The 23267-nt window shown below is 71.9% G+C and carries 17 protein-coding genes; 6 read left to right on the top strand and 11 right to left on the bottom strand.

Features of this window, described 5'->3' with window-relative positions; all coding sequences use genetic code 11:
- Positions 1–11: 11 nt before the first annotated feature.
- Positions 12–1139 (bottom strand): acyl-CoA dehydrogenase family protein, encoded by a 1128-nt coding sequence (locus tag KI385_RS33570; RefSeq protein ID WP_238575813.1) that lies wholly within the window; start codon positions 1137–1139, stop codon positions 12–14.
- A 184-nt stretch (positions 1140–1323) separates the two neighbouring features.
- Here KI385_RS33570 and KI385_RS33565 point away from each other — a divergent pair, with 184 nt between their 5' ends.
- Both KI385_RS33565 and KI385_RS33560 read left to right on the top strand, forming a co-directional pair.
- Positions 1324–2931 (top strand): AMP-binding protein, encoded by a 1608-nt coding sequence (locus KI385_RS33565; protein ID WP_238575812.1) that lies wholly within the window; start codon positions 1324–1326, stop codon positions 2929–2931.
- A 4-nt stretch (positions 2932–2935) separates the two neighbouring features.
- The gene (locus KI385_RS33560) at positions 2936–3787 is read left to right on the top strand and encodes a PaaX family transcriptional regulator (protein WP_238575811.1); all 852 of its coding nucleotides are present in this window, start codon (positions 2936–2938) and stop codon (positions 3785–3787) included.
- Between the two features lie 23 nt (positions 3788–3810).
- Here the strand turns inward: KI385_RS33560 and KI385_RS33555 are convergent, their stop codons facing one another.
- Positions 3811–4575 (bottom strand): HAD family hydrolase, encoded by a 765-nt coding sequence (locus tag KI385_RS33555; RefSeq protein WP_238575810.1) that lies wholly within the window; start codon positions 4573–4575, stop codon positions 3811–3813.
- Between the two features lie 450 nt (positions 4576–5025).
- Here KI385_RS33555 and KI385_RS33550 point away from each other — a divergent pair, with 450 nt between their 5' ends.
- Positions 5026–5670: a TetR/AcrR family transcriptional regulator gene (locus tag KI385_RS33550; protein WP_238575809.1), complete on the top strand. Its 645-nt coding sequence runs from the start codon at positions 5026–5028 to the stop codon at positions 5668–5670.
- Between the two features lie 59 nt (positions 5671–5729).
- Here the strand turns inward: KI385_RS33550 and KI385_RS33545 are convergent, their stop codons facing one another.
- A complete protein-coding gene (locus KI385_RS33545) occupies positions 5730–6758 on the bottom strand; it encodes an MDR family NADP-dependent oxidoreductase (RefSeq protein ID WP_238575808.1) in 1029 nt (342 codons plus the stop codon).
- Positions 6759–6967: 209 nt separating this feature from the next.
- Between KI385_RS33545 and KI385_RS33540 the strand changes: the two genes are divergently transcribed.
- A complete protein-coding gene (locus KI385_RS33540) occupies positions 6968–7585 on the top strand; it encodes a ScbR family autoregulator-binding transcription factor (protein ID WP_238575807.1) in 618 nt (205 codons plus the stop codon).
- A gap of 129 nt (positions 7586–7714) precedes the next feature.
- Here KI385_RS33540 and KI385_RS33535 read toward each other — a convergent pair whose 3' ends face one another.
- Together KI385_RS33535 and KI385_RS33530 are read right to left on the bottom strand one after the other, a co-directional pair.
- Positions 7715–9988 carry a bifunctional salicylyl-CoA 5-hydroxylase/oxidoreductase gene (locus KI385_RS33535; RefSeq protein WP_238575806.1) on the bottom strand — a complete coding sequence of 758 codons (2274 nt, stop codon included), beginning with the start codon at positions 9986–9988 and terminating at the stop codon, positions 7715–7717.
- A gap of 2 nt (positions 9989–9990) precedes the next feature.
- Complete coding sequence (locus KI385_RS33530; protein ID WP_128510593.1) at positions 9991–10818, bottom strand: enoyl-CoA hydratase family protein; 828 nt, start codon at positions 10816–10818, stop codon at positions 9991–9993.
- A gap of 416 nt (positions 10819–11234) precedes the next feature.
- On the opposite strand from KI385_RS33530, the gene KI385_RS33525 reads away from it, so the two are divergent.
- Positions 11235–11804 carry an ATP-binding protein gene (locus KI385_RS33525; protein ID WP_238575805.1) on the top strand — a complete coding sequence of 190 codons (570 nt, stop codon included), beginning with the start codon at positions 11235–11237 and terminating at the stop codon, positions 11802–11804.
- Here the strand turns inward: KI385_RS33525 and KI385_RS33520 are convergent.
- The 4 genes from KI385_RS33520 to KI385_RS33505 all read right to left on the bottom strand — a co-directional run bounded on the left by KI385_RS33520 (position 11767) and on the right by KI385_RS33505 (position 17526).
- Positions 11767–13323, bottom strand: a complete 1557-nt coding sequence (locus KI385_RS33520; RefSeq protein ID WP_238575804.1) for an amino acid permease — start codon at positions 13321–13323, stop codon at positions 11767–11769. The genes KI385_RS33525 and KI385_RS33520 overlap by 38 nt on opposite strands.
- A gap of 163 nt (positions 13324–13486) precedes the next feature.
- On the bottom strand, positions 13487–14491 hold the full coding sequence (argF, locus tag KI385_RS33515) for an ornithine carbamoyltransferase (RefSeq protein WP_238575803.1): 1005 nt from the start codon (positions 14489–14491) through the stop codon (positions 13487–13489).
- Positions 14492–14644: 153 nt separating this feature from the next.
- Positions 14645–15880, bottom strand: coding sequence for an arginine deiminase (locus tag KI385_RS33510; protein ID WP_238575802.1), 1236 nt, complete (start codon positions 15878–15880; stop codon positions 14645–14647).
- A gap of 101 nt (positions 15881–15981) precedes the next feature.
- A complete protein-coding gene (locus KI385_RS33505) occupies positions 15982–17526 on the bottom strand; it encodes an MFS transporter (protein ID WP_238575801.1) in 1545 nt (514 codons plus the stop codon).
- Between the two features lie 95 nt (positions 17527–17621).
- Here KI385_RS33505 and KI385_RS33500 point away from each other — a divergent pair, with 95 nt between their 5' ends.
- Positions 17622–18584, top strand: coding sequence for a GlxA family transcriptional regulator (locus KI385_RS33500; RefSeq protein WP_238575800.1), 963 nt, complete (start codon positions 17622–17624; stop codon positions 18582–18584).
- 40 nt (positions 18585–18624) lie between these two features.
- Here KI385_RS33500 and KI385_RS33495 read toward each other — a convergent pair whose 3' ends face one another.
- Both KI385_RS33495 and KI385_RS33490 read right to left on the bottom strand, forming a co-directional pair.
- Complete coding sequence (locus KI385_RS33495) at positions 18625–21492, bottom strand: polynucleotide kinase-phosphatase (RefSeq protein WP_238575799.1); 2868 nt, start codon at positions 21490–21492, stop codon at positions 18625–18627.
- On the bottom strand, positions 21489–23060 hold the full coding sequence (locus KI385_RS33490; protein ID WP_238575798.1) for a 3' terminal RNA ribose 2'-O-methyltransferase Hen1: 1572 nt from the start codon (positions 23058–23060) through the stop codon (positions 21489–21491). Before KI385_RS33490 ends, KI385_RS33495 begins: the two co-directional genes overlap by 4 nt.
- Between the last annotated feature and the right edge of the window lie 207 nt (positions 23061–23267).

The raw sequence follows: 23267 nt of genomic DNA, 5'->3' as shown, positions 1-23267 counted from the left end.
AACGGCGGGGTTCAGGACCGGTAGAGCTCCTTCGCGATGATCGAGCGCTGCACCTCCGTGGCGCCCTCGTAGATACGCGGCGCGCGGACCTCGCGGTAGAGGTGCTCCAGGAGGTGGCCACGGCGCAGCGCGCGGGCGCCGTGGATCTGGACGGCGGCGTCGACGACGTACTGGGCGGTCTCGGTCGCCAGCAGTTTGGCCATGGCCGAGCGGCGGGCGATGTCCGGGGCCCCCATGTCGTACGCGGAGGCGGCCGCGTACACCAGGAGGCGGGCGGACTCGACCCGGGTGGCCATCTCGGCGAGCTGGTGGCCGACGGACTGCAGGTCCTTGAGCGGGCCGCCGAACGCGGTGCGCGCGCCCGCGTGCGCCAGCGCCGCGTCCAGCGCGGCCTGCGCCATGCCCACCGCGAAGGCGCCGACGCTCGGCCGGAAGAGGTTGAGCGTGGCCATCGCGACGGCGAACCCGCCGTCCACCTCGCCCAGCACATCCGCCCTGGTCACAGGCGTGCCGTCGAAGACCAGCGTGCCGATGGGGTGCGGGCTGAGCATGTCCAGATGCTCACCGCTCAGGCCCGGCCGGTCGGCGGGGACGAGAAAGGCGGTGACGCCGCGCGCGCCCGCCGCGCCGCCTGTACGGGCGAAGACGGTGGCGAAGTCGGCCTCCGGGGCGTTGGAGATCCAGCATTTCTCGCCGGTCAGCCGCCAGCCGTCCGGGCCGTCCGGCTCGGCGGCCAGGGACAGCGCGGCGGCGTCCGAGCCCGCGCCCGGCTCGCTGAGCGCGAAGGACGCGACCGCGCGCCCGGCGGCCACCTCGGGCAGCCAGCGGGCGCGCTGGGCCCCGGTCCCCGACTGCACGATCGGATAGGCCCCCAGCCCCTGGAGCGCCAGCGCGGTCTCCGCCTCCGTGCACTCCTGGGCGAGGGATTCCCGCAGCAGGCACAGGTCCAGGGCGCGCAGGGCCCCGTCGGCGGGGAACAGGCGGCGCAGCAGGCCCAGTTCGCCGAGGGCGGCGACCAGGGGGCGGTTGACCCGGCCCGGTTCGCCCTTCTCGGCGAGCGGACTCAGCCGTTCGGCCGTCATGGTGCGCAAGTCGGCGCACCATTCCTGTTCGTCCGGTCCCAGCGCGAATACGGTCACGAGGCGGCTCCCTGGTAGCGGTCCTCTATCGCGGTCTGTTGACTGCCGTCATGAACACGTTACGCTGACGACGCATCCGAACGGCAGTCCTCGACCACTCATCGACCGGTCGTGAGCCGGTCGACGAGCGGTCGCACGAGCAGCCGACCGAGTCGGCCACCCGGCCCTAGGGGGCGCATCCGCCATGGAGCTACGGTCCTCGGCCCACGCCGACACCTTCACGCGCGACCGGCTGCCGCCCCGGGAGCAGTGGCCACACCTCACCGATCTGGGCTATCCCGACCGGCTGAACTGCGGCGCCGAGCTGCTGGACGGCACCATCGGACGGCTCGGCGCGGACCGGCCCGCGGTCCGCGACGCGAGCGGACCGGTGTGGACGTACGGACAGCTGCGGGCGCAGGTCGACGCGATCGCCCATGCGCTCACCGACCGGCTCGGGGTGCTGCCGGGCAACCGCGTCCTGCTGCGCGGCCCCACCACGCCATGGCTCGCGGCCTGCTGGCTGGCCGTGATGAAGGCGGGGGCGGTCGCGGTGACCGTGCTCGCCACGCAGCGCCCCGACGAGCTCGCCACGATCTGTGAGATCGCTCAGGTGGGGCATGCGCTGTGCGATGTGCGCTCCGTCGACGATCTCGCCAAGGCCGGGGTCCCGGGGCTGCGGATCACCACGTTCGGCGGGGACGGGCCGGGCGATCTGCGGCAGCTCGCCCGGCCCGGCGGTGCGCCGTACCCGGCGGTGGCGACCTCCGCCGACGATGTCGCGCTGATCGCCTTCACGTCGGGCACCACCGGCCGCCCCAAGGGCTGTATGCACTTCCACCGCGATGTGCTGGCCATCGCGGACACCTTCTCGGCGCAGGTGCTGCGCCCGGGCCCGGACGATGTGTTCGCCGGCAGCCCGCCGCTCGGCTTCACCTTCGGTCTCGGCGGGCTGGTCATCTTCCCGCTGCGGGCCGGTGCCTCGGCCTTTCTCGCGGACTGGGGCGGGCCGGAGCGGCTGCTGGGCGATATCGCCCAGCACCGGATCTCGGTGCTGTTCACCGCGCCGACCGCCTATCGCGCGATGCTGCCCAAGCTCGCCGGGTACGACGTCTCCTCGCTGCGCCGGTGTGTGTCGGCCGGTGAGAATCTGCCCGCCGCGACCTGGCAGTCCTGGTACGACGCGACCGGTCTGCGGATCATCAACGGCATCGGCGCCACGGAGCTGCTGCACATCTTCATCTCGGCCGCCGACGAGGCGATCCGGCCCGGTACCACGGGCCTGCCGGTGCCGGGCTTCCAGGCACGGGTGGTGGGCGCGGACGGTACGCCGCTGCCGGACGGTGAGCCGGGGCTGCTGGCCGTACGCGGGCCGACGGGCTGCCGCTATCTCGCGGACGCCCGGCAGACGGAGTACGTACAGGGCGGCTGGAACATCACCGGCGACACCTATGTCCGCGAGCCCGACGGCTACTTCCACTATGTGGCCCGCGCGGACGACATGATCATCTCGGCCGGCTACAACATCGCGGGTCCCGAGGTGGAGGAAGCGCTGCTGCGGCACCCCGATGTGACCGAGGCGGCGGTGGTCGGGCGGGCCGACGAGGACCGCGGGCAGGTGGTGGTCGCCCATGTCGTACTGCGAGCCGGCGTCCCGAAGGGGGAGGACACCGTGGCCGCGCTGCGCGCCTTCACCAAGGCCCGGATCGCGCCGTACAAATGCCCCCGCGAGATCGTCTTCCGCACCTCGCTGCCCCGCACCCCGACCGGCAAACTCCAGCGCTTCCGGCTACGCGGGCCCCATCTAGAGTGACCCGGTGAACGACCGGCAAACGCAGCGCACCCCACGGTCCCTGATCGTCACGTTCTACGGCGCCTACGGGCGCGGCGAGCCCGACGCGGCGGGCGGCACGGCCGGTCCGGTGCCGGTCGCCGTGCTGATCCGGCTGCTCGGTGTACTCGGTGTGGACCCGCCGTCGGTGCGCTCCGCGGTCTCCCGGCTCAAGCGGCGCGGACTGCTGGTGCCCGCGCGTACGGCCACCGGGGCGGCCGCGTACGGACTGTCCGACGCCGCCCGGCAGCTGCTGGAGGACGGCGACCGGCGGATCTTCGGCCGGCCGGCCGCGCGGCTGTCCGACGGCTGGGTGCTGGCCGTCTTCTCGGTCCCCGAGGAGGAGCGGCACAAGCGGCATCTGCTGCGCTCACGGCTGGCCCGGCTCGGCTTCGGGACCGCCGCGCCGGGCGTGTGGATCGCGCCCGCACAGCTCTACGAGGAGACCCGGCACACCCTGGAGCGGCTGCAACTGGCCCCGTACGTCGATCTCTTCACCGGTGCGCACGCCGGTTTCACCGCCACGGCGGACGCGGTGGCGCGGTGGTGGGACCTGGACGCCATCGCCGCGCAGCACCGCGCCTTCCTGGAGGAGCAGGAGCCGGTCCTGCGACGGTGGTCGCGGCGCCGGTCGGTGCCCCCCGAGGCGGCCTACCACGACTATCTGCTGGCGCTGGACGCCTGGCGCCGGCTGCCCTACGCGGATCCCGGACTGCCCTCTCCCCTCCTGCCGGAGGACTGGCCGGGTGGCCGTGCGGCGGAGGTGTTCGGCCGGCTGCACGGCAAACTGCGGGCGGCGGGCGCCCGTTACGTGCGCGAGGCGACAGCCGGGCCGTAACCCCCCTCCACTCCCCCCGCGCCTCAGCGGCGCCGCTGCTGGGCTCCCACCGTGACGGCCGGCCGCGGGCGGGCGGCGGCGATGACGGAGACCACGTCCTTGAACGAGCTGCACATCCGGGTGCCGGCGACCGCGGCGAGTTCGCCGAACGTGCCGACGCCGTAGGTCACCGCGACCGGCTCCATGCGCGCGGTGACCGCCATCCTCATGTCCCCCACGGTGTCCCCCACATACGCGCTCTGCCAGGCCGCGACGCCCAGCCGGCCGGCGGCCCGCAGCACCATCTCCGGGTGCGGTTTGCCGCGCCGGACCATGTCCTGGCCGATGACCGGGCCGACCAGGTCGCGGATGCCCATGACATCGAGCAGCGCCTCGGCGCTGCGGGTGCTCTTGGACGTGGCGACGGCAAGTTCGACGCCGTGGGCGCGCAGCGCGGACAGTCCCGCGGTCACGCCGGGGAAGAGCAGCTGCGGTCCCTGGCACAGGACTTCGTAGGCGAACAGTTCGCGGTAGCGGGAGATGGCGGCCTGCACCCGGCCGTCCTCCTCGGGCTTGCCCAGCAGCCGGCCGAAGGCGGGGCCGGGCGGTTTGCCGATGGCGGAGGCCGCCTGCCGTGCGGTCACCGAACACCCCTGCTCCGAGGCAACCTTGACCAGCAATTTGCTGATCGCCGGCAGAGTGTTGGCGAGCGTGCCGTCCAGATCGAAGACAGCTGCCCTGATCGTCTCGCCTCCGGCGCCCCGTGCTCCTCTGACGGGACGTTCGCCGACTTCCGTTGCTACGCGCATGGCTGGAGACCTTTCCGGATTCCGATGGTGGGTGCAGGGGCTCGGGTGACGTTGCTGGCTCGGCTGGTCCGTGCGGCCTGCTGTCGACGACTGATGAAGGCAGAGGCGGTCTCGCCATGGCGCACCGCTGTCCAAGGGCGGTACGCGGCCGTCGGGGCAGTTGCAACGGAAGGGATCGTCCCGTTTACCGCCTTCAGATTTAAAAACCGCCCGCGCTGTTTGTCAATGTGCCTTGGTCACACCCTGACGGGTCGACAACACACCCCATCAGAGCCACACTGGTGACACGCCTCCCCCGAGAGCCACTGCAAGACCGAACGAGCGGGGCTAGCGTCGTCTTCGCGTCAGGGCGCGAGAGTTCCAGCCAATCCTCTTGAGCATATCGAACCGCACGGTTGGTTTTCTATGTAGACTGCAATCAGCAGCCGTACTAGAGACGGGACGGACACTGTGCCCACCCAGCATCGCGCCATCCAGAGCCGCCAGGCTCTCATCCGCTCGGCCGCAGAGACCTTCCTGGAGAAGGGGGTTCCCGCCGCGGGCATGGTCGAGATCAGCCGGCGGGCCCGGCTGAGCAAAGGGGCTCTCTACTTCCACTTCACGTCCAAGGACGACCTCACCCTCGCGGTGCGGGACGCCGCGCTCGCCACCCTGCAGGAGATCGAGAACGGCTTCACCTGCTCCACACAGCCATTGGCCACCGCCGTACGGGACTTCGCCGTCGAGCTCTTCGGCCGGGTGGAGTCGGACGTCGTCCTGCGCGCCGGACTGCGGCTGCGGCCCGAGACCGCACCGGGCCTGGGCATCTACGCCCTGGAGCAGCGCTGGTACGCGCTCTTCCTCGACAAGGCGGTGACCTGCGGCACGGGTGAGCCCGGCGGCCGCGCCCCCTCGCAGGCGCCGGACGCCGAACCGCGGCGCACCGCCCAGCTGTTGACCTCGCTCGTGGTGGGCCTGCTGCATCTGGGCGGCGAGGACGGAACGTGGTGGGACAAGGAGGCCGTCGTCGATCTGTGGCGGCTGCTGCCGGCCGCGCCGAGCCGGGTCCCGGCCGCCGGCATCCCGACGCCGGCACAGATGCCGGCCGCGGGCTGATCCGACCCGGCCGTCACGGCCGTACGACCGCACCCCGGAACAAGGCGCCCCGTCCGGCGTCACAACTCGACCAGCACGGCCCCGACATGGCGCCCCTGAGTGAGCTCGCACAGCGCCCTCGGCGCCTGCTCGATCCCCTTCAGCAGGGCATGCGGGAAGACAAGGGAGCCGTCCCGCAGGCCCTGACCGAACTCCTTGGTCCACTCCCGCGGCAGATCCGGGTGTGCGTGCAGCCCGAAGCCACGCAGCGCGACCCGCCGCGTGATGATCAGCCCCGCGTCCAGCTCCACGGGCGCAACGGCACCGCCGTCCCCGCCCAACTGGCTGGAGAGCGCGCCGACCAGCGCGAACCGCGCATCGGGACGGGCCACCGCAAGCGCCGCCGTGAGCTGCTCGCCGCCCACGGTGTCCAGCAGTACATCGATACCATCCGGTGCCGCCCGGCGCAGCTGCCGCTCGATCGGCCCGGCGCCGCGCACGATCGTGTCGTCGTACCCCAACTCGGCACGCAGTCGGGCGGCCTTACGCTCCGAGCCGGTGCTGCCGACGACCCGGCCGGCACCCAGCCGCCGGGCGAGCTGACCGGCCAGGCTGCCCACACCGCCCGCCGCGCCGGTGACGAACACCGTGTCACCGGGTCGGACTTCGGCGGTCCGACGCAGCGCGCCCCAGGCCGTCGCGCCCTGCGACAGATGCGCGGCGGCGGTGGGCAGCGCGTCCGGTGCGAGGCGTCGTATCCGCGACTCCTCGACGAGAGCGAACTCCCGCCATCCGTACGGGTGATGGACGAGTTCGCCGGGGGTGAAGCCGCCGCCGGGGGCGGCCACCACCTCACCGACCGCGGAGCCCCACAGCGCCGCGCCCGGCACGAAGGAGGGCATCGGCAGCGGGGCCCCGGTCATCTGGGTCCGCATCGCGGCGGTCACCGCCATCACCCGGGTGCGCACCAGCACCTGTCCCGGCTCCGGTTCCGGCACCGCGACCTCGGCGATCGTGAAGTGGTGCGCGGTCAGCTCTCCCTCGGCGCGGGCGGCGAGCCGGACCTCCCGGTGCACGGCGGGCGGGGCGGGCACAGCGGTGGGGGACATCGTTGAAGCTCCTTGCACTTGTGGCACTCGACGGTGTCACACCGGAGCGCTCCGACGGGCCACGGCCGCCGAGCCGCACCGCGCTCAGTGGGCGCGAATTCAATACCGCATGGTTGGCTTCTTTATGATGCGGAAATAGACTGCGCGGCCACAGGCGGCGGGTCGCGCTCAGGCACAACAACTCCAAGAGAGCATACGGAGGATGATCGGTGGTCAAGCAGGCACGCGCAGTGCGCACCCGACGCGCCGTCCTCGAAGCAGCGGCTCATGTCATCGGTGCCCGCGGGTACCAGGCCGCCACGATAGCCGAGATCATCCAGCGCGCCGGCGTGACCAAAGGGGCGGTGTACTTCCACTTCACGTCCAAGGACGCACTGGCGCGCGCGGTCATCACGGAACAGACCGATCCGTTCCTTCCGCAAGTCAGCGAGTCCCGGCTGCAGGACGCCATCGACTTCACCCACCAGGTGGCGCTGGCCCTGCGCATTGACCCGCTACTGCAGGCCGGCACCCGTATCGCGGTCGAGACGACCTTCAGCGAGGAGCCCCTGGTGCCCTACCAGGCCTGGACCGACATCATCACCACGATGTTCACCGAGGCGCGGGACAACGGGGAATTACTGCCCGGTGTGGCACCGGACCGGGCGGCCGAGTTCTTTGTCGCCGCCTACATGGGCGTGCAGTTGTTCTCGCGGGCCGCGACCAATCGCGCCGATCTTCCCGAGCGCGTCACGGCTCTGTGGAAGCACACCCTGCCGGGTCTGGCGTCGCCCGGCGCGATGAGCCATCTCGACCCGCACGGCCGCTGTGTGGAGCTCTCCGTCTGACGCCACCGACCCACCGCACCGACAGAGGAACAGCCCCCTTGGCACCGGAAAACAAACCACACGGCCCGCATCTTAGTGCCGCAGGGCCGTCAGCCGGACTCAGCCCGTCAGGGCGCTGAGAGCCGCACCTCACCGCAGCGTGAGGCGGGGCTTCGGCGCGTCGGTGCGCCCGGTGGGCGGTGTGCGGCTGCCCGCCTGGTAGGGCAGCGGCCAGGGGGCGCCCGGCCCCGCGTAACCCTGCTCGGCTGCGGCGTGCAGCGTCCACTGCGGGTCGTAGAGATGCGGCCGTGCCAGCGCGCACAGGTCCGCGCGCCCGGCCAGCACCAGGGAGTTGACGTCGTCCCAGGAGGAGATGGCGCCGACCGCGATGACCGGCACGCCGAGGGTGTTGCGGATCCGGTCGGCGAACGGCGTCTGGTACGAGCGGCCGAAGTCGGGGCGCTCGTCGGGGACGACCTGCCCGGTGGAGACATCGATGGCGTCGGCGCCGTGCTCGGCGAAGGCCCGGGCGATCGCCACCGCGTCGTCGGCGGTGGTGCCGCCGTCCGCCCAGTCGGTCGCGGAGATCCGGACCGTCATCGGGCGTCCGGCCGGCCAGACGGCGCGGACCGCGTCGAAGACCTCCAGCGGGAAGCGCAGCCGGGCGGTGCGGTCGCCGCCGTAGGCGTCGGTGCGGTGGTTGGTGAGCGGGGAGAGGAAGCTGGAGAGCAGATAGCCGTGGGCGCAGTGCAGTTCGAGGAGATCGAATCCGGCGCGGGCCGCGGACTCGGCGGAGCGTACGAACTGCTCGCGGATCAGGGCGAGTTCGGGCTCGGTCAGGGCGTGCGGGACCTGGTTGACGCCGGCGTGGTAGGGCAGCGCGGAGGGCGCCACGACCGGCCAGTTGCCCTCCGGGAGCGGCTGGTCGATGCCGTCCCACATCAGCCGGGTGGACCCCTTACGGCCGGAGTGGCCGAGCTGGACGCCGATGGCGGTGCCGGGGGCGGAGGTGTGGACGAAGTCGGTGACCCGGCGCCAGGCCGTCTCGTGGCCCGGCGCATACAGCCCCGTACAGCCCGGGGTGATCCGCGCCTCGGGGCTGACGCACACCATCTCCGTCATCACCAGCCCGGCGCCGCCCAGCGCGCGGGCGCCGAGGTGGACGAGGTGGAAGTCGCCGGGGGTGCCGTCGCCGTCCACGGCGGAGTACATGTCCATCGGGGAGACCACGACCCGGTTGCGCAGCGTCAGTTCACCCAGCCGGAAAGGGGTGAACATGGGTGGCGTGCCGGGTGGGGTACCCGCCTCGTCCTCGACGGCCGCGACGAATCCGGGATCGCGCAGCCGCAGGTTGTCATGGGTGACGCGGCGGCTGCGGGTGAGGAGGTTGAAGGCGAACTGGCGGGGCGGCTGGTCGATATAGGTGGCCAGCTCCTCGAACCAGGCGAGGCTGGCGCGGGCGGCGCGCTGGGTGGAGGCGACGACGGGGCGGCGCTCCTCCTCGTACGCGGCCAGGGCGCCGGCGGTGTCGGGCTGCTCCTGGAGGCAGGCGGCCAGCGCCAGGGCGTCCTCGACGGCGAGCTTGGTGCCGGAGCCGATGGAGAAGTGCGCGGTGTGCGCGGCATCGCCCAGCAGCACCGTATTGCCGTGCGACCAGCGGTCGTTGACGACGGTGCGGAAGGCGATCCAGCTGGAGTTGTTGGAGCGCAGCGACCGGCCACGCAGCGCGTCCGTGAAGACCTTCGCGCACCATTCGGCCGACTCACGCTCGTCACAGCGGTCGAGTCCGGCCGACCGCCAGACCTCCTCGCGCATCTCGACGATGACGGTGCTGGCGTCCTTGGAAAACGGGTAGGCGTGGAGCTGTGCGACGCCGTGTTCGGTCTCGGCGATCTCGAAGCGGAAGGCGTCGAAGGCGAAGTCGGCGGCGAGCCAGATGTAGCGGCAGCGGTGGGTGGTCAACCGCGGGCCGAAGGCGTCGGCGTGCGCGGTGCGGGTCGCGCTGTGCACCCCGTCGGCGGCGATCACCAGGTCGTACGCGCGGGCCAGTTCGGCTGCGGGCGGCGCCTCGGTACGAAAGCGCAGCTCGATGCCGAGGTCGCGGCAGCGCTGGTGCAGTACGGCCAGCAGCCGGCGCCGCCCGAGCGCCGCGAAGCCGTGTCCGCCGGAGGTGAGGGTGCTACCCCGGTGCACGATGTCGATGTCGTCCCAGCGGACGAACTCCGCCTGGAGCGCGCGGTAGACCTCCGGGTCGGCGTGCTCGATGCCGCCGAGGGTCTCGTCGGAGAGCACGACGCCGAACCCGAAGGTGTCGTCGGGGGCGTTGCGCTCCCATACGGTGATCTCGCGGGTGGGGTCGAGGCGCTTGAGGAGGGCCGCTGCGTACAGTCCGCCCGGCCCACCGCCGATGATGGCGACCCGCATGGCTATTTCCCCTGCCACTTGGGCGTCCGCTTCTCCGTGAACGCGGCGTGGAATTCCGCGTAGTCGGCGCTGTTCATCAGCAGCGCCTGGGTGGCGGCGTCCATCTCGACAGCGGCGGCCAGCGGCATGTCGAGCTCGGCGGTGAGCAGCGCCTTGGTCTGGGCGTGCGCCAGCGCGGGCCCCTCGGCGAGCCGCCTGGCGAGCGCGGCGGCCGCCTCGTCGACCCGGCCCTCCTCGGCCAACTCGCTGATCAGACCGAGCCGTTCGGCCTCCGGCGCCCGTACGGCGTCACCGAGCATCAGCACCCGGGTGGCGTGGCCGAGGCCGATGACGCGGGGCAGCAGATAGGCCGCGCCCATGTCACCGCCGGACAGGCCGACCCGGGTGAAGAGGAACGCGAAGCGGGCGGAGGGGTCGGCGACACGGAAGTCGGCGGCCAGTGCGAGCACGGCGCCGGCCCCGGCCGCCACGCCGTGCACGGCGGCGATCACCGGGAAGGGGCACTCCCGCAGCGCCCGCACGACCTGACCGGTCATCCGGTTGAAGTCGAGCAGCTGCCCGGTGTCCATGCCCAGGGTGGCGCCGATGATCTCCTCGACATCGCCGCCGGAGCAGAATCCGCGCCCCTCGCCGGCGAGCACCAGGGCGCGTACGGAGCGTTCCCTGGACAGCTCGGCGAGCAGGTCGCGCAGGTCGGCGTAGGCCTCGAAGGTGAGTGCATTGAGCTTCTCGGGGCGCGCCAGGGTGACGGTGGCGATCCCGTCCTTCCTGGTCACGCGGATGTGCTGCCAGGTGTCTGTGCTGCGGGCGGATCCTGCGAACGGGCTCATCGGACTGCCTGCCCCCTTTGGCCGGTCGGCCGGTGGATTGCTCTTCCGGATGCTCCTCGCATCTTCTGGATGCCCTTCGAAGCTATCACCGCTTCATGACTCTCGTCACGAGGACGCGATATGAGACAGCGGCGTGGCGCACCCCGCGCCCGGCGCCGTCCGGCCGCCCGTAGCAGCCCACGGGAGCTGCGGAGTTTCGGTTCCCGGAGATCCCGCCGACCGAGGCCGGGGCGCGGGCAGGGCCGACCGGGCCACAGGGGATGGGCCGAAGGTCCCGGCCACCGGATGACTTAGGTCACCCCATTCCCGGCCGCTCGCCCCTCACCCGGCCACCCCCGCGCTCTCTACGGTGGACGTGTCCGATCTGGCCCACAGGTCTTCGACCAGGCCTTTTTGTGAATGGAACGAACAGCGCAATGCTCATGTTCACACCGCCCGCCCCCACCACCTGGCGCCTCACGCTGCCGCACAGCGCGGCCGCCGTCCCCATTGCCCGGGCCATGGTCAGATGCGCCATGCAGGACCTCCGGGCCACGGCCGACCGCACCACGGCGCAGCTGCTGACCGCCGAGCTGGTCGCCAATGCCGTCAAGCACACCCGCGGTACGGACCACCCCATCGAGCTGGTGGTGGAGCGGGGGCCGGAGGGCTGCCGGGTGGAGGTGCACGACGGCGATCCGATGCCCGTCGAGGGGCTCGGCGCTCCGCTCCCCGTGGAAAGGCCGGGTGCTCCGGTGCCGGCGATGGCGGTGACCGGACCCGCGCCGGCGGCGACGGAGGGCGGTCACCTCGCGGACGGCCGCCACCCGGCGCAGCAGGCCGAGGGCGCCGGCACCGCCGACGACCGCACCGGCCGGGGCTGCGCGTACCGCCGTGGCCTGCTGCTGATCCGGGCGCTGAGCTCCGCCTCCGGCTGCCGCCCGACGCCGCACGGCAAGGCCGTCTGGTTCACCCTTCCCGAGCTGCGGGGGCCGCGCCGACACTGACCACGGGCGTCCCGGGAGCCGCCACGGCCTCCCCGGTCCCGGCCGCGGGCGACTGAGGTGTCGTCGTCCCGAGACGCGAGCGACGGCGCCCGTACAGCGCGTAGACCAGCGCGCCGACCACCAGGAACGCGGCGAACTGCAGCCAGGTCGCCGGACCCGTTCCGTACATCAGGTAGCCGCAGAAGCCGATGCCGAGCACCGGGCTGACCGGGAAGAGCGGGACCCGGAAGCGGCGCGGCAGATCGGGGCGGGTGCGGCGGAGCACCATCACGCTGAGGTTGACCACCGCCATGACCGCCAGCGTGCCGATGGTGGTCAGATTCATCACCACGTCCAGCGGGACGACCGCGGCCGGCACGGCGAAGACGGCCGCGACGATCCAGGTGTTGGCGACGGGGGTGGACGTACGGGGTGAGATCCGCTCGAAGATCCGCGGGATCAGACCGTCCCGCGACATCGACATCAGAATGCGGGTCTGGCCGTACATCACCGCGAGCACGACCGAGGCGATCGCGACGACCGCGCCGAACGCGATCACCCCGCCGCCGAACGCCGAGTGGGTGACGTGGTTGACGATCAGCGACAGCGCGGCGGGCTGATCGGCGACCTGGTCGGAGGAGAGCGCACCGATGGCGGCGACCGCAACCAGGCAGTACAGGACGGTGACCACACCGATGCAGACCATGATCGCGACGGGGATGTTGCGCCGGGGGTTCTTGACCTCTTCGCCGGCGGTGGTGATCGCGTCGAAGCCGATGTACGAGAAGAACGCGACCGAGGCGCCGGAGGTGATGCCGGCGACGCCCTGCGGGGCGAACGGCGCGAGGTTGCCGTCCTGGAAGGCGCTGAAGCCGATCACACAGAACAGGGCCAGGATGGCGAGCTTGAGCACCGCCATCGCGGCGGTCGCCCGGGCGCTCTCCCGGATTCCGCGGACGAGCAGGAGCGCGGCGAGCGCGATCACGACGACGGCCGGGATGTTGACGATGCCGCCGTCGCCGGGCGGGTTGGAGAGCGCGGCCGGCAGCTGCCAGCCGGTCAGGCTGCCGAGCAGCTCGTTCAGGTACTGGCCCCAGCCGACGGCGACCGCCGAGACCGAGATGCCGTATTCGAGCAGCAGGCACCAGCCGACGAGGAAGGCGGTGCGCTCGCCGAGGGTGGCGTACGCGTAGGAGTACGAGCTACCGGACACCGGTATCGCGCCGCCCAGCTCCGCGAAGGAGAAGGCGGTGAAGACGCAGGTGACGGCCGCCAGCAGGAAGGAGACGATGACGGCGGGGCCGGCCTCGGCGACGGTGTCGGACAGGCCGACGAAGATGCCGGTGCCGACGATGGCGCCGATGCCGAAGCTCACGAGCTGGAAGAGCCCCATGCTGCGCTTGAGGCCGTTGCCTTCGAGGTCCGCGCCTGATTCGGCGACGAGGACGTCGGGGGACTTGATGCGCAGTCCGGACGGACCTGCAAGAGGTGCGGCGCGCAGCGCCTCCTTGGGGCGGTGGCGGGAGACGGGCGGGCGCATGGGTGGTTCTCTCTCTGGTGGTGCGGTGCGCGTGGCGGGGGTGGGCCACACGCAGAGCGGGGTCCGGACCGGTGGGTCCGAACCCCGCGAGCGGCTCGATGGTAACCGCTGATACCGCATGATCGCCCGCTCGGGCGTATGGCTATACGGCGTGAGGGCCGCCTTATCGGGCGAGCGTCGCGACCAGAACGGCCTTGATGGTGTGCATCCGGTTCTCCGCCTCGTCGAAGACGACGGAGTGCGCGGATTCGAAGACCTCGTCGGTGACCTCCAGCGACGACAGCCCGTGCCGGGCGTGGATCTCCCGGCCGATCGCCGTGCCCAGGTCGTGGTACGCGGGCAGACAGTGCAGGAACTTCACCTCCGGCTTGCCGGTGGCCCGCAGCACCTCCATCGTGACCGCGTACGGGGCGAGCAGGGCGATCCGCTCGTCCCAGACCTCCTTGGGCTCCCCCATGGAGACCCAGACATCCGTGGTGACGAAGTCCGCGCCCCGCACGCCCTCGGCGACGTCCTGGGTGAGCGTGATCCGGGCGCCGCTCTTCTCGGCGAGCGCGCGCGCCTGCGCGACCACCGCGTCATCGGGCCAGAGCTGCCGGGGCGCGACGATCCGTACGTCCATGCCGAGCAGCGCACCGGTGACGAGGTAGGAGTTGCCCATGTTGTTGCGGGCGTCGCCGAGGTAGGCGAAGGCGGTCTCCTCCAAGGGGCGGCCGCCGCCGTGCTCGACCATGGTCAGCACATCGGCGAGCATCTGGGTCGGGTGCCAGTCGTCGGTCAGCCCGTTGAAGACGGGCACACCGGCGTACGCCGCCAGCTCCTCGACGTCGGACTGCCGGCTGCCGCGGAACTCGATACCGTCGAACATCCGGCCCAGCACCCGCGCGGTGTCCTTCACCGACTCCTTGTGCCCGATCTGCGAGCCGGACGGGTCGAGGTAGGTGGTCGAGGCGCCCTGGTCCGCGGCCGCGACCTCGAAGGAGCAGCGGGTCCTGGTCGAGGTCTTCTCGAAGATCAGGGCGATGTTCCTGCCCTGGAGGCGAGGGACCTCGGTACCGGCGCGCTTGGCCGCTTTCAGCTCGGCCGCCAGGTCGATCAGTCGGCGGAATTCCTCGGCGCTGAAGTCCAGCTCCTTGAGGAAGTGGCGGCCCGTGAGGTCTATCGCCATGGGTGGGCTCCTGGTTCGCGGCGGTCGGGACGGGGCTCGTACGGACTCGTACATGGACTCGTACCCTTGGAAGTGTATACGAACCCCTGCATCTCTATACGGCTGCCTGTGAGGCACGCCCCTTGGCCGTCACCTCTGCGCGGCCGTCACGCCTCAGGCTGCCCCCGGCACCGCGTCCCTCGCCACCGGACAGCTCATACAGCGCGGCCCGCCCCGCCCCCGCCCCAGCTCGCTCCCCGGGATGGTGATCACCTCGATGCCGCGCTTGCGCAGAAAGGTGTTCGTGGTGACGTTCCGCTCGTACGCCACCACCACGCCCGGCTCCACCGCCAGCACATTGCAGCCGTCGTCCCACTGCTCACGCTCGGCCGAGTGCACATCCTGGGTCGCGGTCAGCACACGGATGTCGGACAGGCCCAGCGAGGCCGCTATGGCGCGGTGCATATGCTCCGGCGGATGGTCGGTGACCTTGAGGTCCTGGTCGCCCGAGCCCGGCTCGATGGTGTACGAGCGGAGCATCCCCAGCCCCTCGTACTGGGTGAAGGTATCCCCGTCGATCATGGTCATGACGGTGTCCAGATGCATGAAGGCCCGCCGCTTGGGCATGTCGAGCGCCACGATCGTGCGCGCGGAACCCGCCGCGAACAGCCCGCGCGCCAGCAGCTCGACGGCCTGCGGGGTGGTCCGCTCGCTCATCCCGATCAGCACCGCACCACTGCCCATCACCAGGACGTCGCCGCCCTCGATCGTCGAGGGGAAGTCCGCCTGCCCCTCCGACCAGACATGGAAGTCCGCACCGCGGAAGAGCGGGTGGTACCCGTAGATCGCCTCGTAGTGCACGGTCTCGCGCTGCCGGGCGGGCCAGCGCATCGAGTTGATCGACACCCCGTCGTAGATCCAGGCGGAGGTGTCGCGGGTGAAGAGGTGGTTGGGCAGCGGGCCCAGCAGGAAGTCGTCCAGGTCCATCACATGGAAGCGGACCGAGGTCGGCTCGGGATGGCGCTCCAGGAACTCGCGCTTGGTCATCCCGCCGACCAGCGCCTCGACCAGATCCGGCACCGGCAGTTCGTCGAAGGCGGCCCGCAGATGGTCGGTGGCCAGCGGCCCGTACTCCTTCTCGTCGAAGACCCGGTCGAGGACCAGTGTCCGCGCCTCGGGGATCTGCAGGCTCTCGGCCAGCAGATCCCCGAAGAGATGCACCTCCACGCCCCGGTCGCGGAGCACATCGGCGAACCCGTCGTGCTCGGCCCGCGCCCGGCGCACCCACAGCACGTCATCGAAGAGCAAGGCGTCCTTGTTCGAGGGGGTCAGCCGCTTCAGCTCCAGATCGGGGCGATGCAGGATGACCCGGCGCAGCCGCCCGGCCTCGGAGTCGACTTGGAATCCCATCTCCCCATCTTGGCCGCTTCCGGGGCCCGGCGGAGGGAGTCGGGGGATGTCGGGGAGATGTCGGGGTGGCCGGCCCGTCGGTCGCCCTCTCCGCCGTCCCCTCAGCCGTCCTCTCCGCCCTCCTCTCCGCCGTCCCGTCCACCGGCCGGCCGCAGGGTCAGCGCCGCGACCACCGCGGCCGCCGCGGCCACCGCCGCAATGATCCAGCCGCCCCGCAATCCCTCTGTCCCCGGGCTCTGTTGCCCTCCCGTGACGGCGATCAGTACGGCCACGCCGAGCGCCGTACCGAACTGCCGGGAGACCATCAGGACGCCGGAGCCGAGGGACAGCCGGTGGGACGGCAGCAGACCCGTGGCGGCGAACATCACCGGCTGGTACAGACCCGTGCCGAACCCGGCGAGGATCAGGCCGGGCAGGAAGTGCGCCGCGTAGTGCGTGCCCGCGCTGCCGTCGTCGGCCAGGACGAGCCACCAGAGGGCGGCCGCCACGAAACACAGGCCCCCGATGACGCCGGTGCCGCGGGCGCCGATCGCCGCGACGAGCCGGCCGGAGAGTGCGGAGACCACCAGCACCGTGACCGGCCAGGGCGCCAGCGCCAGGCCGGCCGTGCGGACCGAGTAGTGCCAGACATCGGTGAACAGCAGGCTCGCGCCGAGCGTCATCGCGGAGTACGCCACGAAGTAGCTGAGCAGCCCCAGGGTGGCCGCCGTGAACCCGGGCGTCCTGAAGAGCGCCGGATCCACGACGGGCTCCGCGGCCCGGCGCACATGCCGTACGCCCAGCGCTCCGGCCACCACGCCGACGGCGAGGACGGCGAACGTGGCCGGGCCGGTGAACCCCCACTCTGGAGCCTCGACGCATGCGGTCACCCACGCGCCGATGCACACCAGCACCAGCCCCGTGCCCGGCAGATCGAGGGCGTGCCGCTCGCCGCGTACGGACCGGGGCAGCAGCCGGACGCCGGCGCCGACCGCGAGCAGCACCACCGGGACATTGATCAGGAAGATCAGCCGCCAGTCGGAGGCGGCGAGCAAGCCGCCGATCACCGGGCCCGAACCCGCCGCCACGGCGCTGACCGCCGTCCACGCGCCGACCGCGGTGGCCCGCTCGTGCGGCGGGAAGGCGGGCAGCGCGAGGGAGAGGGAGGTGGGGATCAGCACCGCGGCGGCCACCCCCTGCACCACGCGGGCCGCGATGAGCAGGGTGAGGGTGGGCGCCGCGCCGCAGGCCGCCGAGGCGAGGCCGAAGAGCACCATGCCGATCAGGAAGCAGCGCCGCCGCCCCGCCTCGTCGGCGATCCGGCCGGCCGGTACCAGCAGGGCGGCGAGCACGATCGTGTAGCCGTTGAGCACCCAGGACAGCGCGGAGGCGGGCGCCGGCGCGAAGTCCCGGCCGATCTCGGGGAACGCGATGGTGACCGCGAGCAGATCGAGCACGGCCAGGAACTGGGCCGCGGACGCTATCGCCAGGACGAGCCAGCGGCGTGGGTCGGGGGCTCCGGGAGCGTCGGGAGCTGGGGAGGTGTCGGGGGCTGGGGAGGTGTCGCGAGCTTGGGAGGCGTCGGGGCGCGGCGTGGACGAATCGTGCAGGTCACAGGCGCCTGCGGGCGTACCCGTCCCCTGGCGCCCCGGAAGAGGAGTGGTCATGTCGATCAAGCATCGGCCCCGCGCCCGACCGTCACGAGTGGCAGCCCTGACAACACCCGCTACATTCCTGCCACTCGTCCTGCCATACTCGCCGCATGCCCTCCATCGCGGTCGCCGCCACCGAAGGAATGCCGTTCTTCGAACTCGCCATCCCCTGCCACATCTTCGGCTTCGACCGGATCCAGACCCCGCCCGACTGGTACGACCTGCGGGTGTGCGCGATCGGCACGGACGGCGCCGCACCCCGCACCGACGCCTGGTTCAGCACCCGAACCCCGTACGGGGCCGAGGAGTTGATCTCCGCCGACACCGTTCTCGTACCGGGCTCGGCGGATGTGCACGGCGATCCGCCGGCCGAACTCGTCACGGCGCTGCGCGAGGCCCACCGCCGCGGCGCGCGGCTGGTCTCCCTCTGCTCGGGCGCCTTCACCCTCGCCGCGACCGGACTCCTCGACGGCCGCACGGCCGCCACGCACTGGATGTACGCGTCCCTGCTCGCCGAGCGCTATCCGGCCGTCACCGTCGACCCGTCGGTCCTCTACGTCGACCACGGCGATGTGCTCACCGGCGCCGGATCGACGGCCTCCATCGACGTCTGTCTGCATCTGGTACGCGAGGACTTCGGCACCGAGATCGCCAACTCGCTGGCCCGCCAACTGGTCGCCCCCGCGCACCGCCCCGGCGGCCAGGCGCAGTACATCGAGACGCCGCTGCCCGAACGCCGCGACGACTCCCTCGCGCCCCTCCTGCACTGGGCCACCGAACGTCTGCGCCGGCCGCTGACCGTGGCCGACCTCGCCCGCCAGGCCAACACCAGCCCGCGCACCCTCGTCCGCCGCTTCCACGCCGCGACCGGCACCACCCCCATGCAGTGGCTGCAGTCCCAACGCATCGCCCGGGCCCGCGAGTTGCTCGAAGGCACCGACCTTCCCGTGGACCGGGTGGCCGAGGTCTCCGGCCTGGGCACCGCCGCCAACCTCCGCCGTCACTTCACCCGGGCGATGGGCGTACCGCCGATCGACTACCGGCGGTCCTACCGGGCGGCACGAGTGGCGTGACGGGGGAGGAGCAACCGGCGCCCCTCCCCCCTTCGGTCCCCTACAACCGCGGGTCCACCGGCTCCGACTCCAGCGCGAGCACCGCGAAGACCGCCTCGTGCACCCGCCACAGCGGTTCGCCGTCCGCCATCCGGTCGAGCGCCTCCAGGCCGAGCGCGTACTCCCGCAGGGCCAGCGAGCGCTTATGGCCCAGATGACGGATCCGCAGGCGCTTGAGGTTCTCCGGGCGGGTGTACTCCGGTCCGTAGATGATCCGCAGGTACTCGCGGCCACGGCACTTGACGCCCGGCTGTACGAGCCGCCCGTCGGCCTGCCGTATCAGCGCCCGCAGCGGCTTGACGACCATGCCCTCACCGCCGTCGGCCGTCAGGTCCAGCCACCAGGCGATACCGGCCGCGACCGACGCCTCGTCCTCGGTGTCGACGACGAGCCGCCGGGTCGGCGCCAGCAGCCCCGGCCGGTCCGCCGCGCCCTCGGCGGCCGTGACACCGTCCCGGGCCGCCCTCACACCCTCCGCCGCGATCATCCGGTCGATCAGCGCAAGCTGCTCGGTGTGCGCCAGCCCGGCGAGGCTGCGCCCCTGCACCGCGAGAATCTGGAACGGCGCGAGCCGGATCCCGTCCAGCGCACCGAGCCCGGCCGGCTGCTCCCCGGCCGACTCACCGGCACCGTCCGCCGCCTCCGTACCGACGCGCCAGCAGTAGCGCCGGTACGCCTCCGTGAACGCCGCAGCGTCCGCGGCCCGGTCGCGCTGCCGGTCGAGCAGGGACGCCACATCGACGCCCCGGGCGGCGGCCGCCTCCAGCGCGCCGAGCGCCCCCGGGAACGCCGCCCCGGAGGCCGCGCCCACGGCCGCGTACTGCTTGCGCAGCAGGCCGGTCGCCTTCAGGGACCACGGCATCAACTCGGCGTCCAGCAGCAGCCAGTCGGTCTCCAGCTCCGCCCACAGGCCGGCCCCTTCGACGCACTCGCGGACCCGCTGCAGGAGGGACTCGGTCATCTCCGGGTCGTCGAAGAACGGCCGGCCGGTGCGGGTGTACAGGGCACCCGACACTCCCTTCGGCACCCCGAAGTCCGCGGCCACCGTTTCGTCGCGGCACACCAGGACCACCGCACGGGACCCCATGTGCTTCTCCTCGCACACCACCTCCCGCACACCGTCCGCCCGGTAGCCGGCGAACGCCTCCGCGGGGTGTTCGAGGTATCCCTCTTCCGTCGAGGTCGCGCAGGGCGCCATCGTGGGCGGGAGGTACGGCAGCAGCCGCGGGTCGATCGCGAAGCGGCTCATCACCTCCAGCGCGGCCGCGGCGTTCTCCTCCTTGACCGCGAGCCGGCCCATGTACCGGGTCTCCACGATCCGGCGCCCCGCCACATCGTTCAGATCGAGCGGACGGCCGTCCGCCCCACCGGGCGCTTCGGTGGCGAGCGGTTTGGTGGGCTCGTACCAGACCCGCTCCGCCGGTACGTCCACCAGCTCACGCTCCGGCCAGCGCAGCGCGGTCATCGTGCCGCCGAAGACACAGCCGGTGTCCAGGCAGATGGTGTTGTTGAGCCAGTTGGCGCGCGGGGTGGGCGTGTGGCCGTAGACGACGGCGGCGCGGCCGCGGTAGTCCTCGGCCCACGGGTAGCGCACCGGCAGGCCGAATTCGTCGGTCTCGCCGGTCGTGTCGCCGTACAGCGCGAAGGACCGCACCCGGCCCGAGGTCCGGCCGTGATACTTCTCCGGCAGTCCGGCGTGGCAGACCACCAGCCCGCCGCCGTCCAGGACGTAGTGGCTGACCAGGCCCTGGATGAACTCCCCGACCTCGGTACGGAAGGCGGCGTCCTCCTTGTCCAGCTGCTCGATGGTCTCGGCGAGTCCGTGGGTGTGCTGCACCTTGCGGCCCTTGAGGTAGCGGCCGAGCTTGTTCTCGTGGTTGCCCGGCACACACAGCGCATGCCCGGCCCCGACCATGCCCATCACCAGGCGCAGCACGCCGGGGCTGTCCGGCCCGCGGTCGACGAGGTCACCGACGAAGACGGCCACACGGCCCTCCGGATGCGCCGCGTCCACGGCCCTGCCGAGCGCGTCGCGCACCAGCGCATAGCCCAGCCGGCCGAGCAGTGTCTCCAGCTCGGAACGGCAGCCGTGGATGTCACCGATGATGTCGAACGGGCCGGTGAGATGGCGTAGATCGTTGAACCGCCGCTCCATGACGACCTCGGCGGACTCCACCTCCTCCTGGCCGCGCAGGATGTGCACCTTGCGGAATCCCTCGCGTTCCAAATGCCGCAAGGACCGGCGCAGTTCACGCTGGTGGCGCTGGATGACACGGCGCGGCAGCCCGGCCCGGTCGGCGCGCGCCGCATTGCGCGCGGCACAGACCTGCTCGGGCACGTCCAGCACGATCGCCACCGGCAGTACGTCATGCTCACGGGCCAGCCGCACCAGCTCGGCGCGCGCCTCGGGCTGCACATTGGTGGCATCGACGACCGTCAGCCGCCCGGCCGCCAGCCGCTTGCCCGCGATGAAGTGCAGCACCTCGAACGCGTCGCCGCTGGCGCTCTGGTCGTTCTCGTCGTCGCTGACCAGGCCCCGGCAGAAGTCCGAGGAGATCACTTCGGTCGGCTTGAAGTGCCGCGCGGCAAAGGTGGACTTGCCGGAACCGGTGGCTCCGACCAGCACCACGAGCGAGAGGTCGGGGACGGCGAGCGCACGCGACGCCGGCTGGGGGCCGGGGAGCGGCCGGGACTGCGGCGGATTCGGCTGCGGCTGGTGCTGGTGCGGACTCTCCTGCGGGGCCTCGTGCCCGTGCTGGTTCCCGTTCCGGCTCTCGTTCCGGTTCGGGTTCTGGTTCTCGTTCCGGTTCCCGTTCCCGCTCTCGTTCCGGTACTGGTTCTCGTGCTCCGTACGGTCGGCGTCCGTCATGCCGCGACCTCCTTCCCGCTCACCGAACTGCTCCTGCCGTCATTACCACTATCGCCCCTGCCACTGCCTGCACCACTGCTGTCTTCACCGCTGGCGTCATCACCGCTGGTGTCATCACCGCTGGTGCCTTCACCGGCGATACGGAAGTGCGCAAGCTGGGTGGGCGGGCCGACCTCGGGGTCGTCCGGCCCCACCGGTCCGAAGCTCACCTCGTAGCCGTGCCGCGCGGCGACCTCCCGCGCCCACCGCCGGAACTCCTCCCGTGTCCACTCGAAGCGATGGTCCGCATGCCGTACCCGACCGGCCGGCAGTGACTCCCAGCGCACGTTGTACTCGACGTTCGGCGTGGTCACCACGACCGTCCGTGGTCTGGCCGCCCCGAACACCGCGTACTCCAGCGCCGGCAGTCGCGCCGGATCGACATGCTCGACGACCTCGCTCAGCACCGCCGCGTCATACCCCTTCAGCCTGCTGTCGGTGTACGCCAGCGACCCCTGTACGAGCCGTACGCGCTCGGACTGCCGCTCGGACATCCGGTCCAGCCGCAGCCGGCGCCGCGCCTCGTGCAGCGCCCGCATCGACACATCCACGCCGACGATCTCGGCGAACTGCCCTTCCTTGAGCAGCGCACCGACCAACTGGCCCTGCCCGCAGCCCAGGTCGAGCACCCGCGCCGCCTTGGCCGAGCGCAGCACGCCGAGGATCGCCTCCCGCCGCTGTACGGCGAGCGGCACCGGCTTCTCCTCGGTGTCAGCCTCCTCGTCCACCGCGTTGTCGATCTCCTCCGCGGCCACATCGTCCGACTCGGCCAGCCGCTCCAGCTCCAGCCGCTCCATGGCCTGGCGGGTCAGCGACCAGCGCCGCGCGAGATAGCGGCCGACGATCACCCGCTGCTCCGGGTGGTCCTCCAGCCAGCCCTCGCCGGCCCGCAGCAGCTTGTCGACCTCATCGGGCGCGACCCAGTAGTGCTTGGCGTCGTCCAGCACCGGCAGCAGCACATACAGATGCCGCAGCGCCTCGGCGAGCGTGCGCTCCCCCTCCAGAACGAGCCGTACGTAGCGGGAGTCGCCCCACTCCGGGAACGTCTCGTCCAGGGGCACCGGCTCGGCCAGCACCGTCCAGCCCAGCGGCTGGAACAGCTTGCGCACCAGCTCCGCACCGCCCCGGGCGGGCAGCACCGGCACCTCGATACGCAACGGCATCGCCCGCGCCACCAGCTCGGGCCGCGCCGTGCACTGCCCCTTCATCGCGCTCGCGAAGACGCTCCGCAGCGCCACCGCCAGCAGCGAGGAGGCCGCATACGGCCGGTCGTTCACATACTGACCGAGCGCCGAATCCGGAGCGCCGCCACGGCCCTTTCCGCGGTTCCGGCGGACCAGGGCGATCGGATCGACCTCCAACAGCAGCGCTGCCGTGCAGCGTTGTGTGTCCGCCTCCGGGTAGAGGACATGCGCGGTGCCGTGCGACGTCGAGAACTGCTGCGACTTGTCAGGATGCTTGTGCAGCAGGAATCCGAGGTCGGTCGCGGGACGGTCGGCGCTGCCGGTGGTGGTTATCGTCAGAAACACGCGTCCGAGTATTGCCGCAACGCGCCCCGATCCACACCGGTTTTCCGACCGCACCGCCCGACGCCATCTCGACTCGGCCCGACGCCACATCTCGACTCGGCCCGACGCCACATCTCGACTCGGCCCGACGTCATCTCGACTCAGCTCGACCCTTCTCGGCCCAGCTCGACCCAGTTCGGCCCAGTTCGGCCCAGCTCAGCGCGACTC

Source organism: Streptomyces inhibens (assembly GCF_022221585.1).
Classification (GTDB): Bacteria; Actinomycetota; Actinomycetes; order Streptomycetales; family Streptomycetaceae; genus Streptomyces; species Streptomyces inhibens.
This window is presented reverse-complemented; position numbering and strand designations above follow the sequence as displayed.

Coding starts and splice junctions, on each gene's coding strand:
- KI385_RS33565 (WP_238575812.1), top strand. CDS start 1,324: ATGGAGCTACGGTCCTCGGCCCACGCCGACACCTTCACGCGCGACCGG.
- KI385_RS33555 (WP_238575810.1), bottom strand. CDS start 4,575: ATGCGCGTAGCAACGGAAGTCGGCGAACGTCCCGTCAGAGGAGCACGG.
- KI385_RS33545 (WP_238575808.1), bottom strand. CDS start 6,758: ATGTCCCCCACCGCTGTGCCCGCCCCGCCCGCCGTGCACCGGGAGGTC.
- KI385_RS33535 (WP_238575806.1), bottom strand. CDS start 9,988: ATGCGGGTCGCCATCATCGGCGGTGGGCCGGGCGGACTGTACGCAGCG.
- KI385_RS33530 (WP_128510593.1), bottom strand. CDS start 10,818: ATGAGCCCGTTCGCAGGATCCGCCCGCAGCACAGACACCTGGCAGCAC.
- KI385_RS33525 (WP_238575805.1), top strand. CDS start 11,235: ATGCTCATGTTCACACCGCCCGCCCCCACCACCTGGCGCCTCACGCTG.
- KI385_RS33520 (WP_238575804.1), bottom strand. CDS start 13,323: ATGCGCCCGCCCGTCTCCCGCCACCGCCCCAAGGAGGCGCTGCGCGCC.
- argF (WP_238575803.1), bottom strand. CDS start 14,491: ATGGCGATAGACCTCACGGGCCGCCACTTCCTCAAGGAGCTGGACTTC.
- KI385_RS33510 (WP_238575802.1), bottom strand. CDS start 15,880: ATGGGATTCCAAGTCGACTCCGAGGCCGGGCGGCTGCGCCGGGTCATC.
- KI385_RS33505 (WP_238575801.1), bottom strand. CDS start 17,526: ATGACCACTCCTCTTCCGGGGCGCCAGGGGACGGGTACGCCCGCAGGC.
- KI385_RS33500 (WP_238575800.1), top strand. CDS start 17,622: ATGCCCTCCATCGCGGTCGCCGCCACCGAAGGAATGCCGTTCTTCGAA.
- KI385_RS33495 (WP_238575799.1), bottom strand. CDS start 21,492: ATGACGGACGCCGACCGTACGGAGCACGAGAACCAGTACCGGAACGAG.